General features: G+C 46.1%; 19 protein-coding genes and 1 tRNA gene. 3 read left to right on the forward strand and 17 right to left on the reverse strand.

Features of this window, described 5'->3' with window-relative positions; genetic code table 11:
* Positions 1 to 513 (forward strand): hypothetical protein, encoded by a 513-nt coding sequence (locus VF06_RS12760; RefSeq protein WP_099067882.1) that lies wholly within the window; start codon positions 1 to 3, stop codon positions 511 to 513.
* Here VF06_RS12760 and VF06_RS12765 read toward each other — a convergent pair.
* The 13 genes from VF06_RS12765 to VF06_RS12825 all read right to left on the reverse strand — a co-directional run bounded on the left by VF06_RS12765 (position 428) and on the right by VF06_RS12825 (position 9023).
* Positions 428 to 2545, reverse strand: coding sequence for a hypothetical protein (locus tag VF06_RS12765; protein WP_099067883.1), 2118 nt, complete (start codon positions 2543 to 2545; stop codon positions 428 to 430). The two genes, VF06_RS12760 and VF06_RS12765, sit on opposite strands and share 86 nt — an antisense overlap.
* Positions 2542 to 2730, reverse strand: coding sequence for a hypothetical protein (locus VF06_RS12770; protein WP_099067884.1), 189 nt, complete (start codon positions 2728 to 2730; stop codon positions 2542 to 2544). The genes VF06_RS12765 and VF06_RS12770 overlap by 4 nt, the downstream gene beginning before the upstream one ends.
* Positions 2731 to 2748: 18 nt before the next feature.
* Complete coding sequence (locus VF06_RS12775) at positions 2749 to 3180, reverse strand: hypothetical protein (RefSeq protein WP_099067885.1); 432 nt, start codon at positions 3178 to 3180, stop codon at positions 2749 to 2751.
* Positions 3177 to 3422 carry a hypothetical protein gene (locus VF06_RS12780; RefSeq protein ID WP_099067886.1) on the reverse strand — a complete coding sequence of 82 codons (246 nt, stop codon included), beginning with the start codon at positions 3420 to 3422 and terminating at the stop codon, positions 3177 to 3179. Before VF06_RS12780 ends, VF06_RS12775 begins: the two co-directional genes overlap by 4 nt.
* A 106-nt stretch (positions 3423 to 3528) precedes the next feature.
* Positions 3529 to 3999: an ASCH domain-containing protein gene (locus VF06_RS12785; protein WP_099067887.1), complete on the reverse strand. Its 471-nt coding sequence runs from the start codon at positions 3997 to 3999 to the stop codon at positions 3529 to 3531.
* The gene (locus VF06_RS12790; protein WP_143861859.1) at positions 3986 to 4261 is read right to left on the reverse strand and encodes a hypothetical protein; all 276 of its coding nucleotides are present in this window, start codon (positions 4259 to 4261) and stop codon (positions 3986 to 3988) included. Before VF06_RS12790 ends, VF06_RS12785 begins: the two co-directional genes overlap by 14 nt.
* Before the next feature lie 38 nt (positions 4262 to 4299).
* A complete protein-coding gene (locus VF06_RS12795) occupies positions 4300 to 5139 on the reverse strand; it encodes a hypothetical protein (RefSeq protein ID WP_099067889.1) in 840 nt (279 codons plus the stop codon).
* Between the two features lie 13 nt (positions 5140 to 5152).
* Positions 5153 to 6235 (reverse strand): hypothetical protein, encoded by a 1083-nt coding sequence (locus VF06_RS12800; protein WP_143861860.1) that lies wholly within the window; start codon positions 6233 to 6235, stop codon positions 5153 to 5155.
* A 122-nt stretch (positions 6236 to 6357) separates the two neighbouring features.
* Positions 6358 to 6774 carry a hypothetical protein gene (locus VF06_RS12805; protein WP_099067891.1) on the reverse strand — a complete coding sequence of 139 codons (417 nt, stop codon included), beginning with the start codon at positions 6772 to 6774 and terminating at the stop codon, positions 6358 to 6360.
* Entirely contained in the window at positions 6774 to 7067 is a 294-nt protein-coding gene (locus VF06_RS12810; protein ID WP_099067892.1) for a hypothetical protein, read from the reverse strand. Before VF06_RS12810 ends, VF06_RS12805 begins: the two co-directional genes overlap by 1 nt.
* 40 nt (positions 7068 to 7107) lie before the next feature.
* Positions 7108 to 8424, reverse strand: a complete 1317-nt coding sequence (locus VF06_RS12815) for a hypothetical protein (RefSeq protein ID WP_099067893.1) — start codon at positions 8422 to 8424, stop codon at positions 7108 to 7110.
* 46 nt (positions 8425 to 8470) lie between these two features.
* Positions 8471 to 8806, reverse strand: coding sequence for a hypothetical protein (locus VF06_RS12820; protein ID WP_099067894.1), 336 nt, complete (start codon positions 8804 to 8806; stop codon positions 8471 to 8473).
* A 1-nt stretch (position 8807) separates the two neighbouring features.
* A complete protein-coding gene (locus VF06_RS12825) occupies positions 8808 to 9023 on the reverse strand; it encodes a hypothetical protein (RefSeq protein ID WP_099067895.1) in 216 nt (71 codons plus the stop codon).
* Positions 9024 to 9129: 106 nt separating this feature from the next.
* Between VF06_RS12825 and VF06_RS12830 the strand changes: the two genes are divergently transcribed.
* Positions 9130 to 9492: a helix-turn-helix domain-containing protein gene (locus VF06_RS12830; RefSeq protein ID WP_099067896.1), complete on the forward strand. Its 363-nt coding sequence runs from the start codon at positions 9130 to 9132 to the stop codon at positions 9490 to 9492.
* A 229-nt stretch (positions 9493 to 9721) separates the two neighbouring features.
* Positions 9722 to 10072, forward strand: coding sequence for a helix-turn-helix transcriptional regulator (locus VF06_RS12835; protein WP_099067897.1), 351 nt, complete (start codon positions 9722 to 9724; stop codon positions 10070 to 10072).
* Here the strand turns inward: VF06_RS12835 and VF06_RS12840 are convergent.
* The 4 genes from VF06_RS12840 to VF06_RS12855 all read right to left on the reverse strand — a co-directional run bounded on the left by VF06_RS12840 (position 10069) and on the right by VF06_RS12855 (position 14505).
* Positions 10069 to 11175, reverse strand: coding sequence for a site-specific integrase (locus VF06_RS12840; protein ID WP_244918242.1), 1107 nt, complete (start codon positions 11173 to 11175; stop codon positions 10069 to 10071). The genes VF06_RS12835 and VF06_RS12840 overlap by 4 nt on opposite strands.
* A 107-nt stretch (positions 11176 to 11282) precedes the next feature.
* Positions 11283 to 11355, reverse strand: a tRNA-Val gene (locus tag VF06_RS12845).
* 157 nt (positions 11356 to 11512) lie between these two features.
* Positions 11513 to 12133, reverse strand: a complete 621-nt coding sequence (locus tag VF06_RS12850; protein ID WP_099067898.1) for a flavin prenyltransferase UbiX — start codon at positions 12131 to 12133, stop codon at positions 11513 to 11515.
* A gap of 17 nt (positions 12134 to 12150) precedes the next feature.
* Entirely contained in the window at positions 12151 to 14505 is a 2355-nt protein-coding gene (locus tag VF06_RS12855; protein WP_099067899.1) for a ribonuclease R family protein, read from the reverse strand.
* Positions 14506 to 15018: the final 513 nt, after the last annotated feature.

Below are 15018 nucleotides of genomic sequence, written 5' to 3' on the forward strand. Positions count from 1 at the left end.
ATGTTTTTTTTGATTCAAGATGGCGCAATAGCGGGGACAAGTACCGAATTTACAGATAATTTACCAGAAAGCTTTTCCCTAACCGAGGGCCCGGACTTACCTTTATCTGAAGTTTACTGGAACGGGCAGAATATAATTACCAAACCACCACAGCCGTCACCCGAACATTATTGGGATGGCACGACCAATACTTGGGTTGCACCATCACCCCTTACTCCATTTCAAGACTGGGACAAACTCATTTCACTTTTAGATAGTTCCCCAGAGTGGGGAAGGGCGTATGCAGCTGCCGAAAAAACAATAAAAGCCAACACAGCTTTTACGCTTCTTCTCACCACCCTCACTTCCCTCCGCAAAATTGAGACTTTGGAATTTGCCCTCAACAAACTCAGAGAAGCGATGAGCGGGATTTCTGGGATTGGGGATTTTACGACTGAAGAGATGGCCAGCATTGATGGCAAGCTGGAGGCAGCGGGGTTTGATTTGCGATTATCCCAAGAACCTCCCTCTTAGCTTCACCCTCGGACAAGCCTAAATCCAGGAACTGGCGATAAATAATCAGTGAGGGAAGTAGCAAATCAATTAATCCTTCTTCAAAGGCGATGTTACTTTTAGCTGATTCAATTGTTTTTTTGATGTCTTTGGACTGTTTAGGCTGAGACTCCAAATCCTGAATGCGCCAATTCTGCTGAAAAATTCGCTCCTGAGAAATGCGAATTTGCTGGTCAACAGGGAGGGTATCACAGCGGATATGGTCTTTTTGCGCGCCCTCTGGTACTTGGTCGCAGGGGTGCAATCCAAACTTGGAGCGCCAGAAGGGAGTAGGGAGCGATTCTTCTTTTGCTCTTTCAACTAACAACAACTGGTCAAAGCGGACTTTCCCAGAAGTTCCATTAGCCCAGTCTATGTAAGCAAAATTTTTCTCAACTCTCTCGACAACGCCTCTTCTACCTCTGCCAGCAGGCCAAGCAGGGGCGACTTGATCGCCTTTTTTGAACTCAGTCATAGATGAAGGTTGTTCGTCGTTTTGGTTTGTGGAAAATTTTTCAGGAGTGCTAGCGATGCCTTCAGTAGCCTTTGGTTTATCACTGGATAGGGCTTTGCGCTGTTCCCACTTCTCCCAAGCCCGATCAAACTCCTCAATAGTGTCAAAATCATCAGGTTCTGGGGGTTCGTCGCTGTCATCAAAAAAGATGGTCGCTTGCCCATCAGCATCCACTTGGCGCGGCACTTCCCCAAAATTGTCGGGGTTCCAACGGTCATCTTCCACAACACGTTTGAACCTCCTGAAAAATTCAAGATCGACTTGATGTGTTTCGTCAGGCCCGTGCCTCCACTTGATGTGATATGGTTTCTCCTCCTTAGAAATCGCCTTCACCTCAAATTCTTGAGTCACTCCCGGACTCAGTGCGAATTTATCGCCTACATTGATCGCTGGAACCAACAGATCGTCTTGACAAGCACAATCTGGTTTTTCGTCCCAAATCACCCACCAACCGCCAGTGTATGGATGCCAATGAGCGATGACACCATTCCCCCATCTTGCACGGTGGACTCTCAAACCTTCCCAGAGATTGGCTTGCCACAGGTTTGTAGGGCAAACGGTAAAAGTTTTGTCGTCATCATCCAATTGGGCAAGCTCTTTTTGTGTGCCAACAAATTTACCAAAGCGCTTGGATGTGGCATCCCAATACCTGTACCCATTCTTGAGCTTGGAGAGAGCCTGTTGACGCTGTTCTGATAAAATTTCCTCGCCTCTGGTTTTGGACACTTCTTTCCGATCTGAAGTGCCATTACTCGCCTCGATGCCAACGGTTTTCAAAGATAGATCGTTATACTTGGACACTAATTCATCAGGCGCGATCGCAAATGACGCGATCGTCTTGCCATCTCGCTCCCAGTTATAGGTCAGCGCTTTACCAGATGGAGGATTGGGGACTGAACCAAAGCCCAGCCAATCAACCACAAAGCCAAAACCTAAGTCGCTTGTGACAATCGCCAAAGACCCGAATCGGTCAACGATGTAGGTTCCTGGCTTGACACTTTCCCTCGTCAGGGATTGTAGGTATTTGCTGTATCCCGCTTCCTTCAACTTTTTGTAGCTAAACGCGTCGTAACACCTGTTGTGTTCGCGTAAAAAAGTAATTTCATCCTTTTTTACTGCAATCACAGTGGCGAAGTGAGTGTGAATTCCTTTGCCGTTAGTGGAGTGATGAATAAGGCGATCGCCCACTTTCAACTGACTATAATCTGTGGATATCTCAGTCTCTTTCAAGTTGCGTTGTTCTAGCTTCCTGAAAAATTTTTCACAAACTTGACCTTCTAGAACCTCAACAACCATTAACAAGTGACGCGGGACGAAAAACTCATCTCCTTCCCAGGTACAAATCGCCTTGTCGCCGTCCCACTTTTTGAATTGGTAGCACCAAGGATGTTCTCGTCTTTTTATCCAGTCTCCAGTCTCCAAGATTTTGATATCTTCATCTGTGGCGGGTCTGGCTGTCCCGTTGAAGGTTTTGCCGAGATTGGGTGCGGTGGCGGTCATAATTTTGGCTCCACAACTTCCACTTCAAAAGAAGAACAGGTAGAATCAGATACCTCAAGCTCGGACTCTAGAGCATTTTCGTTGTAGAGTGTTAGGCAATATTGCTTCGGATCTTCCGTGTCGTCTGGAATTTCAATCTCTGCATCTTTAGTAACCGTTTCCTGGACTCTGATAATTACTTTCATAGCAATTCCTCTTCACTCTTAAAAAGGGATGTCTTCTGTTGTCATTCCGCACTGAGCGTATTCTTGGTCGATCGCTTTTCTTAACTCTTCCAGTTGAGCAAAATGTTCTTTTCTCACGCAGGCACAATACCTGCGGTTGAGCTTGTAGTAAGCTTCTTTCCACTGCTCAAACTGGATAAATTTGGCTACGTAGTAAAGAAGAAAGTCGCAATTGTTTAAGCGTTCAAAGCCGTATTCGGGTTTCGTCCAATCGTCCCGCTTACCGTTGTTCAAAAATATTGGTGGCAAGTCACCCAGGACAAAAATTTCATACAAATCCCATGCCTCCGTCCACCGATAGCAAGCTTCCGAATTGATGCATTCATCGTAGTTATCGGTTTCATCTGGGCATTCCAAGCCAAGGGGACAAGTATTTGTTTGTTCTGACTTTTCGTTGCAATCGCGTATCATGCCGCCTCCTCAACTACCTCGCATTTGATCGGATGCTGGCAAACAACTTTTAACCAAGACTCTTGCTCGATCCAGATCTCTTCATTTTCTTCATCTCGAAGCAAGACATCAGAGTCGATCAATTCTTGATAAAGTCCGCCAATACAGTGGCAGCCACCTTTTTCTTGAAAAGCATTGCTTACTTTCTCGCACTCTAAGCACATTTTGTAAGTAGACCAGCATCCATCCCAAAGCCCTTTCATTAGCCGATAGGTTGTTCCTGTATCTATTCGCCGATCGCACTCGCAGCACTTGTGAGCAATTCTGGCTTTGGGGTAAGACTCGCTCCAGACCTCCGGAATTTCACAATCACACATTGACTGCCTCCAAAACTTCAACGGCTAAATCAACATCAACACTGAAAAATCCTTGCCTGCCTTTAACTGGAAAAGGCTCTTTGATCTTCCTGATATTCTCCAGCTTCCAAGCCCAACGCCCGACCTGCCAATCGCCACAATCGATTTCAATTTGCGATTGTTGGGCTATGAACTCTTCAGTCATTTGGACACAATCGGTAAGGGTGACAATGGCGATCGCATAACCTCTAGGCAAGTCGTCCCATTCCCTGCACCACTCACCATCTATAATCAAACCGGGATATTGGTCTTGATATTTGTAGAGAATTTCGTCGTAAATTTGCTCTTGCTCTCTAGACTGTTTTTTCGCCGAACAAATTAACAACGGGCCTCGGTAATTTGTGCCCCAAGAGCGCGTTTCGTATCTCTTTAATCCAAAGGGAATCAAGGATGCATACGGCTGCCATAAACTAATAGCTTTCATCAAAAACCTCGATTTTGTTAAGATATCGCTCCATCACGTCGGGATAAGTTTGTTCGCCCATTTGCCGAAGTTCGGTATCGAGCTTGAGCCAGTGGATTATGTCTTGCGAACGGATGCGTTCGGAGAATAATTTCTGCTGGATGGCATTCCGTGCCGCCTCGAAAAATTCTGCTGATTGCATATCGCCTTTCAGTAGAGATCTTTTGTGCAGATCGTGGATTGGATGCACTAGAGCTTCTACAGAAGTGCAATAGCGATCCATCACGTATTGTTGTAGGTATTCGTATTCGGTCAATTCGGTCATACTTCCTCTTCCTCTAGCCATCGGCGAGCGATTGCTCTGGCATCAATAGCCGGCCCTGCTTTATAGCCAGTGAATTTGTCAAACGCAAAAGCCGCCGAACGCCACGACGCTTTATCTCGAAACGCGGAATCCATCATCAAGAGAAGCCCTCGTTTACTCTCTAGATCTAGATTTAGATAATGGGAAAGACGGTCTTCATCAATCTTCCAGCGGTAGCGAAGGAAAAAGGTGTTGGTCGCTTTCGATTCGTCCGACTGTTCAAGTCCAGCAACGCGTAGATCCAAAGCTTCCAGCACTCTTCGCAGGGCTTCTGGTTTGGTAGAAGGATCGGGTGGTGTGTAGTCCCTGGCTACAGGCTCCGCTTCGTAGTTTATTGGCTGAATCTTGGCAGGTGGTAAAAGCTTGATTTTGGAAGGGGACTGGCAATAGACGGTGATAAACTGTTTTTCTAACTTCCTAAGACTCCAATCATCGGTCATTGCAACTGCTTGCAGTCCACCAATGGCTTGCAAGCTAGCGCGCGATCGCTCAGACAAGCTACCAAGCAATTCTTTAATCCAAGTCTCGCTTACAGTGCTGGCAGCAGTGACAATAATTTGCCATTGCTGGATAGCCGCAACTTCTAGAGCGCCGATAGCGAATTCCACAAGTTTTTTAGCCGTGGGGAAAAACTCGCAACTCAACACGGCTTCTTTAATCGCCTGAGTAAAATCCTCGTCGCTGAGGTTGTCGTCTAAGAACTCTCGCCAGATAGCGATCGCATCATCCGATAGAGTTCGATTAAAGTGCTGTTGCAGCAAAGCGATGCCGCGTTTAAATTTAGCGTCGTCAATCATCTTGAAAAATTTTTCACAAACTAAATTTCTTCTTAGAGGCAAGGTGTATTCGTTGCCTTTCTTGCTCGTCGGCGATAGACGCCGCCAGATTCACTTCTTTAGCTGCTGCAATTGACTGCTGCCACTGGACAACCCAAACCACCAATTTCTGCCAGCTGCGGGGGTCGGATTCGCATTTGTTGATTACGTTGAATCCGAGCGCGATCGTCGGCTCTTGTCGAGGCTTGCAGTTTTGTTTGGCAACATAAAGCGCAAATTCGCCAACGATGTCGTTTCCGCCAGTCAGGATATAGCCGCTTTTGCGATAAATCGGAACGTATTGGCCAATCTCCAAATCGGCCCAATCCCGCAGTTCCGCAGATTTTAGCTTGGTTCCTTCGGCATCCAGCTTTTGATATTTTTTAATTTTTTCGAGTCCGGGCGGTGGCGGAATAATTTGTCCCAATGAAGAGCTATCAGCTTCATGCAAAATCTCCTTTTCCTCTGACAACGAAGCGAGTATTTGGGGCGATGAGAGCGGGGGGCTTTGCCTACGCGATTCCTCAACAATCGGTGCAATTGTTTCGTCCGCGAGAGAAATTTCCTTCTCTCTTATTTCTTCTAGATCTTGATCTTTTTTATATATAGTCAAACGGCCATTTGACCGTTGGCTTTTGTCAAAGTCAACGGTGTTTTTACCGTTGGGTGAGCGGTCATTTGACCGTTGGCTTTTGTCAAAGTCAGCGGTATTTTTACCGTTAAAAAGTTCGTTTAAAGCGGACTGTACTGTTGTTATCAAAAACCTATATTCCAGGCTTTTCCTGTGCGCCAAGGGTTTTCTGATGTCAATAAAGCCTGCTTCTCTTAGCTTGTGTAACGCTCTGCGAATGCATTTATCTGTGGCTATGCCAAGTAGCATTTCCTCGAAGTCTTTAACTGTTTTTATCCCCAGCCAAGGTTCTAATTCATTCGCATTGAGCGCGATCGCTGCATTTGCCCAATACTCGAAAATTGATAAGATTGCGGCGGCAGTACAGTCTCTAGTTAGCAAGAAATAGTCTTCTCGCACGATCGCCATTATCTGCCGTGGAGGATGATTAATGCACGATGTTCTCATTGCATCCTCCGTTAATTTTTGTTGTTTGAAGATTTAAAAATGATATAATCATATTGATTCATCGGCTTCCTTTGTAGATTGCGTTACTGCGAAGGAAGTCTCTTTTTTTGGGAAAGAGAGCTTCATCGAATTTTCCAGAAAGGCTGTTTTACAGGTTGATAAGTCAGGGTTGAATTGCTGTCGAAGTAGTGAGATGCTTTACCCTCATCAACAAGCCGCTTGAGAACTGCGAATATCTCAGCATAAGTAGCACCTGTGGTGTCTTTGAGTTGCCCAGCATTGCAGTCTTTAAGAGCTAGTTCAGCCTCAATTTTTTGTGTTAGATCCATTGACTTATCGCTTGCTATTTGGCGTGCATAATTTAGGTGGTGTTCGATTTCGTTGAGGGAATCAAGAATCATCTCGTCATCGAATTTGGACTGAAGATGAAATTCGGTTCTGCCAACAAATCGAATCAGTCTGTGTAGCTTTGATTCGGCTTTCACCAAAGCATAAAAAGCGCGGGCATAGTGCCAAGGTGAATCCGGTCTTGCACTCATTAAAATAACGATTGCTGTCCTGGAACAGTTGAATCGCAACCGATCGCTGGCTTTCTTTTTGCACCCTTAGACCCCATTTGAGCTTCCGCTAATCCAAGCCGATAGAAAGCTTTTCGGCGTTCGTCAAGCCAGGCTTGGTATGGATGATTTTTTCGTAGTCCGAATGGGTAAGAAGCGTCGATGGCGCATTTTAATCTTTGTTTTTGCTGATCGTTTAGATTGTTCAGATCGGCAGCGAATAGAGCGATCGCTTCCTCAATCGCTGCTGCCGCTTTTTCTCTCCAGTAACTCATAATTCTTCCTCATCAGTCAGTCGGGTCTGTATTTCGGGAATCATGCTGCTTTGTGCGCCAAAGATTTCTCTAGGGCTTTCCAGATGGCGTTTAGGCGATCTGTGCCGAGTTCTGGCTCGATGCGGCACATTACCTCGTACATCTGCTTGGGGGCGAGTTTGAGGAGTGCGATCGCCACTTCAGTCACGAGCGCATCGCCATTGGTATTGAGGTCAACAATGCTGGCTGAGGCCAGCTGCTGTTCTGGCTTGAAACCTTCGTTGCGCTCTTTATCTGGGAAGATTTGCGATCGCGTCCCCAATCCTAAATCCTTCTGTTTTTGTTTCAGTTCTTGAGTCACAGAGGTCGGAGGCTCTTGCAGCTTTTCCTGTTGCGGCTGCATGTGCGAAAGGAGGATGTGAACGTGCTTGGTGGAGCCATCCACGAAGCACATAGCCGTGTTTCCCGTGATGACCCTCACCTCGGCTAATTTATCTTTGTGTTCGCCGCCTGTTACCTCTACTATCTCCGTCTCCTTAGGAATCCAGGGCTTTGCCTTTGACCTCGTTTTTTGAGTATAGGTAGTTCCTCCGCGCTCAACTTTTCTCTCATCTATCTGGCGGTTTCCGCCAGATAGGTTGTCTGTTGCTTGCGTGGTTGTAGTAGTTAGTTCAGCACGGATTCGTCCTACAGTGTCGTGATGAACGCCGCAGCGCCTAGCGATTTCCCTATCGCTCCACTGACGCCATTCATCATCGTTTAGCAGGGTCTGGATGGCACGACGCTTATCTTCGTTCGTTCGTCGCAGCCCGTGATTGCTGTTTGCCCCCACAGAATGCAGCACAGCATCGCGGCGAGTGCCTTGGCGGATATCCGCCTCAATTTCACTCAGTCCCGCTTGTTTGGCTGAGTAGCAGCGGTGGAAGCCATCAGCCAGCCAATAATTTTCGCCATCGTAAAACACAATTATTGCGGGGAATTTCGCCCCATCCCGCCAAGCAACTGCATATTCATCCACAACTTGCTGGTTGATACCGGCGCGGGACTGCGTACCGCCATCAAGCTTGATGTTAGTCAGCTGTATTTTTGAAGTCTCTATTTTTAACTTTTGGACTGAAGCCAAAATGAGGGTTTGCCCCACTTGAATAGCCGCTTCTAGCGCGTCAATTCCCCGAATTAATGAATTGTCAGGAGCTATTATTATTTCTGGCAATGAGCCTTTGGATTTTAAAATTTGGACTATTCTTTCTACTTCTTTGGTATTAGCTGTAGCACTTTGTGGTATCTGGATATCTGTAGGATTGATGGGGCGTAAGTCGCCTCTTGTATTCGATTGCACCGAAGCGTCAACGTTTCGGGTTTGTGAAGTTTCTGTCATAATTTGTGGCCTGCAAAATAATTTTTTTAAGCGTAATCACGCCTGATTACGCTATTTTTTTGCCCCGCCGTTTTTCGGGGGGCGATGCGAGTCTAATATCGCAATTTCCAATGTGAAATTGATATCGAGGAACTGTGGAATTGGGCGATCGCACATCACGCACCTCGTGTCCAATTCGCAATGTGCCGTCCCGCACCATGATGCGGAGTTGTTCAGCCGAGTCGAGTCCTAATAGGGGGTAAGCCTGTTCCGTGTCGTACCACCGTCGGTTCGGGTGTTGTGCGGTAGCGGCTACTCCGAGCATTTCCGCCAAAATTTCTTTAATGGCTTCCCGCAGTTGGTGTTCAGGGATCAGCCTCTCGGTGGGTTGGGGCTGTTTCATATTAGGCCGCCCGGAGCTGCGTTCTTTCGTGCTTTTCTCTGTGGTATTTCAAGAAAAAGTCCTTGAGGGCAAAGACAATTACCGCTGACTGCGGTACCCCCATCTCTTTGGCTATCTCTACAAGCTCACTCTCAATCTCTGGCGTCGCGTCGAAGGATTTTTTGAAAGCTTTTGCCCTTTCCCCGGTCAAGGTGGAATCAGAATGTGTTTTATTCATGTATATTGCTCTAAACAATATGTTGATTAGTGTATTTATAAATAATATTACTACAAGAGTTCGTAAAGTGTGACACGTAGTTTAAAAACACCTTCAAAGGTGCATTATGATGTGGCTAGAAACGTTTGAATATCTCCTATCAATGGACAGTCAAGCCAAGCAGCGCCTAGCGGAACTAATTATTGAAGCCCAAGGAAACCAATCGCTAAGAAAATACGCGATGAGTCTGGGCGTTAATCCCGCGACGCTCAAAAATTGGATTGATGGACAGGGATTTCCTTCGCCAGAGAATTTAGAAAAAATTGCCAAGGCGACCGGGTTTAGCGGGATTGATGATCTGCTCGATTATCTTCGGGGCATAGAAAGAGAGAAAAGCGCGGCATCTGTCAAGCAGATTCTGCTGCTTGCTAAAGACTTGTCCAAAGAAGAGCGCAAAGAATTAACAAAAGCGCTTATCGATTTGGATTGAGATACGAAAAGTTCGAGCTAGCAGGGAAGCCCGAACGCTTTAATCACAGGTGTTGATGCCGCAACACTGTGTTTTGATGAAACGGACACTTTCGTATCCGCCCCATACATGGATTAGAGCTAAATCCGCGTATGGGTTGTTTAGCACGTACAGATTTTTAGTCAGTATTGACTACTATTTTAGTGGTCATAAATAATACCAAAAATTACCTTTTAAGCTGCATTATTGTATGTGGGCAGAAATTGAATTATTGGCAATGGATGACGACGCTAAAAGACGATTAGCACAAATATTAGCCAGGGCGCAAGGCGTTCGCTCTCAGCGCCAACTTGCTATGGATCTGGGCGTCGCATTGGGGACTGTGCAAAACTGGCTACAAGGTCAAGGCTTTCCCTCGTCGGAGAATTTAGAAAAAATCGCTGTGGCTGCGGGTATGAGCATTGAGGAATTGTTTAATCAAATCAAAGGCGAAAACGTAAGTTACTCGCCAAAGGTGGCAGAAGATGTGCTGACGATAGCCCTACAACTCGATGTGGAACAGCGGAGAAGGTTGATTAAGTTGCTAGTGGATAATATTTAGGTTTTTTGGTTTTTGAGTTGTTCAAAGACTTTTTCGTGTTCTACTTGTGAGATCCAGCGATTATACGTCTGATAATGGACAACGGGCGAGTGCCCACACCAGGCTGCCATCGTCGCCACCGGAACCTTATAGCGCACACTGCCCCGAATCGCGTAAGCATGGCGTAAATCATAGGGGTCAAATGGCACATCCCGTCGCCAAAAGGTAGAAGTCACTCGTTTGCCATAATCGCGGTAAGTTTTACCACTACACCGGGGCTTCTTGATTTGCCACAATTGCCACTCTTGTGCCCATTCTGGGTGCAGGGGGTAGCAAATTCGCTCGCCGGTTTTGCCTTCCAGTACGTGGCAGGCTAAGCTATCTTTTGATATTTCGCAGAAAAATATCTCATGGCTTCTCAAGCCGTAGGCCCCCAGTATTCCATAAGCCCATTGCCAAGCGGGAGAGTCGTCAAAAAGCGATCGCACTTGAATTATTTGCTCATCAGTCGGTACCTGGCGCGGCTTGGTCTGGGCATTGCCGTAGTTGCCGATGTAAGGTTTAAGGTTTACTTTTACCCCAGCAATCTCAGCTAAAATCTGTAGTTTTTCGCAAGTCCGCTTCCGGGATCGGCTATTGGCAGGCGTCGAAGTGGCGGCAGCGATAATTGAGGCACCAGTCACATCCCCCTTGAGGTTTTTGAAGGCTGCTTCGTAATCGTTCTTCCAAGTAAATTGGGTCGTGGGATTTTCGCCCTTCTGGGCAAAGTAATCAGCGCGGAGTTTTTCTATCCACGATCCCCAGTCCCCGATCCCTAGTTCTTGTTCTTGTTCTTGGGAAAGATACCTTCCCCAATCAAATTCAGCCCTAGCCAACAATCCACCCACGATTTTGGCTTCAGCTTCTGCTCGTTGCAAGCCGGCCGGATTGTCGTAAATTCCCAAGGCAATGTACTGCTGATGGGGTTTGGCTTTGTTGCTCCCTGGCTTGGGTGGAAGTGTGGCCCGGAGAGATAAGCGATCGCCCCTTGCTTCCACCTTCACCCCAATCTTGCCTGCCTTTAGGCGCTCATTTACCGCCTCGATTGTCCATTTTGCTGTGCTAATTTTGTGCTGTGATTTCAAGTAATTTCAAGTAATTTCAAGTGATAATATTACCCGAAATTGCAGCGATAAAATCGAACTGCATTAAAAAAGCCGCCAAACGACGGCTTTTTTAGTTTTCTAGCGCATGGGCAGTACCAGACTCGAACTGATGACATCCTGCTTGTAAGGCAGGCGCTCTACCAACTGAGCTAACCGCCCTTGTGTCTCACGATTATATAATATAGCAAAAGATTTTCCATTGCGCTAGTGTTTTTGGAAAAAAATTTTTTTTTCAGCTACCAAGAGCATTTGGGGTTGTTTGAACTGCTATGACTGTTAACTGTCAACACTCAACAGTCAACAGTCAACAATGAACTTAATTCCTTCCTTGCCAGCGCCGAATTGGTATGCAGTCAATATCTAATTGATCGAAAGCACGGGCAACTACAAAATCAACTAAATCCTCAATGGTTTGCGGATTGTGATACCAAGCAGGAATAGCGGGGACAATTCTCACTCCAACTTCTGCTAAGGAAGTTAAGTTACGCAGATGAATCAAGCTAAAAGGAGTCTCACGCGGTACAATTACCAACTTGCGACCTTCTTTGAGTTGCACATCAGCTGCGCGTTCTAGTAAATCCGAACTCAAGCCGGCTGCTAGTTTTGCCACTGTACTCATGCTACATGGAATAATTATCATTCCTAAAGCCGCAAAGGAACCACTGGCAATTCCAGCACCGACATCGCCCCAAGGATGACAGCGCAGTTTACCAGCAAGTGGGACTCCTGCTTGCTCTCGCCAGAATTGTTCTTGCGCTGTTGGTTCTGCTGGCATCCGAATTTCCTGTTCTGATTGCCAAACCATGTAAGTTGATCTAGAGGCAACCAGTTCAATACTATATTCTGCTTCCAACAGAAATTTGATAGCGCGAACGGCGTAAATCAGACCAGATGCGCCCGATACGCCTAAAATTAGAGGTTTAGTTTGATTTAACACGTACTTCCTACAGGTATTTACTCATCCTCTCCATAAGGATCTAGGTCATCAGGTTCCATGTCATTTTCTAAGTAAAGGTCTGAAATATCTTCATTAGAGGCGCTACCTGCTAAACCTTTAGCTACACCATCGCTGCCGACAGTTACCAAATCAATTTGCTGGCGGTAGTAATCAACACTCTTAACTTGCACAGCAACGCGATCGCCTAGTCGATAGGAAGCGCGATTTTTGCGACCAAATAGTGCTTGCTGTCTGGCGCGATATTCATACCAATCATCTTTGAGAGAACTGACGTGTACCAATCCTTCTACTCTCAGGGGTACGCCAGGATTACTACTGGATTCAACCGCCTCTGCTGGTACTTCAATTTCCACAAAGAAACCGTAGGATTGAACGCCAGTAATTACTCCTTGAAAGACCTCACCGATGCGCTGCTTCATGAGTTGGGCTTTTTGCAGTCCTGCTAAATCAGCTTCGGCTTCTTGGACTTCTTTTTCTCTGTCGTTGATTTGGACAATTACCCTGGTCAAATCGCTTTGGAGTTCTTGTTGCAATTCTGGGGGTAAAACGTTCCAGTTAATTTCTTCGTGGCTGGAGGAATGGCGTAAGTTAACTCGCTCTCTCACACGGGTGTTACGGCGATCGCGTCCATGTTCCAGTAGTGTGTAATACACTCTTTGCATCAGTAAGTCCGGGTAACGCCGCAAGGGGGCGCTAAAGTGGACATACTGTCCTAGCGACAAGCCAAAGTGAGGCCCTTTGGTGGTGCTGTATGCAGAAGGCTTGAGGGTATCTTGCAACAAATAGGTGAGAACTTGCTCGGAGGCAGATTCGGCAAAAGCTCTGGTTAAATGTTGATAATCTAATGGTTGGATATCGGCTTCTGGATCTAAGGCTAAGTCAACGCCTAAATTGATTGCCAATTTCAGCATTTCCTGGACATCTTCGATATCTGGCGTGCCTTGGACTCGCCAAATAGCCGGAACACCAAGGGCGTTTAGGTGAGTTGCCATCAATTGATTAACTAACAGCACTAACTCAGTGAGTAGCGATCGCACCGGTAAATCATTGACCACCACAGCCCCCAGAATTCCCTCATCATAATATGGGTTTTGGCTGGGGGGCAGATTTAATTGCAAGCTACCGCGATTTAATCTCACTTGTCTTAAATCTCTTTGCAAAGCCTGGAGATTTTGCAGAATCTCCAACACCTCTGGAGATTGGTTGTGAAATTCACCTGCGAGAATTTCTTCGGCTTGTTCTGTGGTGAGTGCAGTCTCGACGTTGATGACGCTTGGTTGAATTTCCCACTCTACTATTTGCCCTGATTTGGGATCGATGGTAATTAAGAAAGAGATGGTTAAGCGATCGCTTCCTGCTACTAAAGAACAGCGTTCTGCCACAATTGGGGGCAACATTGGCAGTATTAATTCTCCCAAATACACTGATTTGCCTCGTTTGAGTGCTTCTCTATCCAGGGCTTCATCAGGTTGCACGTAGTGAGAAATATCAGCGATGTGAACTCCTAAAAGCCAATTTCCACTGGGGTTTCTCTCCAAACTAAAGGCATTCTCGATGACTTTGGTATCTCCATTTACGCCTTCGATGGTAATGGTGAATACATTACGTAAATCTAAGCGATTTTTCAGGTCTGCTTTGAGGAGCTTTTTGGGTAACTTGGCAGCTGCTTCTAGGACGTTATCGGCAAAAGTACGGGATAAGTCGTGCTTGCATGTTACCAAATCTATATCAGCAGCAGCTTCGGCATCACTGCCAAGGATTTGTACTACTCTACCCAAAGGGGGGTATTGAGCTAAGGGATAACGCAAGACTTCCACGTGGGCGAGGTGATCGATGGCATCTTCTAATTTCGCACCATTGGGTTGAATCTTGAGTTCAAACAGCAATCTATCGTCTAGAGGTACAGCCCGAAAACCATTTTCTACTTGCTTAATTCGTGCCAGTAATGTGTGGTTGGAACGTTCAAGGATGAGCTTTACCTCTCCTTCTGGAGAGCGACGGCGACTACCTTCTTTGAGGACTCTGACCAAAACGCGATCGCCATTCCAAGCATTACTTAGATGACTTTCACGAATGTAAATATCCTCAGCTCCTTCCACATCTTGAATCGCAAAGCAAAAACCTTTACTAGAACAACGGAGTTTTGCTTCGATGATTCCCTCTTCCATAACACGGCGATACTTGCCTCGTTCTTTCACCAAAATACCGATTTTTTCCAGAACATCTAAGGCTATGTGAAGTTTTTGTAGGCTTTTTTCATCTTCACAACCAAGTTTCTTTTCCAAAACTTTACGAGCCACCAATTTATCATCGGTGAAATTGGCAAGGAGTGTAGCGATTGAAAATTCCATGCAGTGAACCGACCTTTGGTCAAAACATCATTTTTTTAATCTGGTTCTTTCCTGTATGCCCTCACCATAGGAAGCGAAAGGTCTCCTTTGCCTGTTGACAAAGAGCTAAAGAGAAAAGGGAAAAAGACCAGTCTTCAGACCTTTCCCCTTTTCCTTTCCAACCTTTCCCTTCTTGTGTTTTCCCTTTCACCTTTACCTTGATTAAGAGCTTCAAGGGTTTTGACGGCTTACAGAAACAAGCTGGAAACGAATTGCCCTGAGGCAAGGCTTCCTAATTTCCAAGGAAAGGAAGCCAACCTACCCTTGCGGGAAACTATTCCCCAAGTTGTGTTGAGCCGAGGAAACCAACCCACACACAACTCTGGGCGTCCTTTGGACTTCTCACTGCACGATGCTCTCAAAGTTTGCCTGGGTTTCAATTCCTTCATCTAACCAAACTCAGAAAGTACGCCTGATTGATATTTAGCCCCGCCTGGTAATCACGCAACGCTTTTGGAGAAGCTGGGTTTGGAG

It is taken from the genome of Nostoc linckia z4 (assembly GCF_002608075.1).
Classification (GTDB): domain Bacteria; phylum Cyanobacteriota; class Cyanobacteriia; order Cyanobacteriales; family Nostocaceae; genus Nostoc; species Nostoc linckia.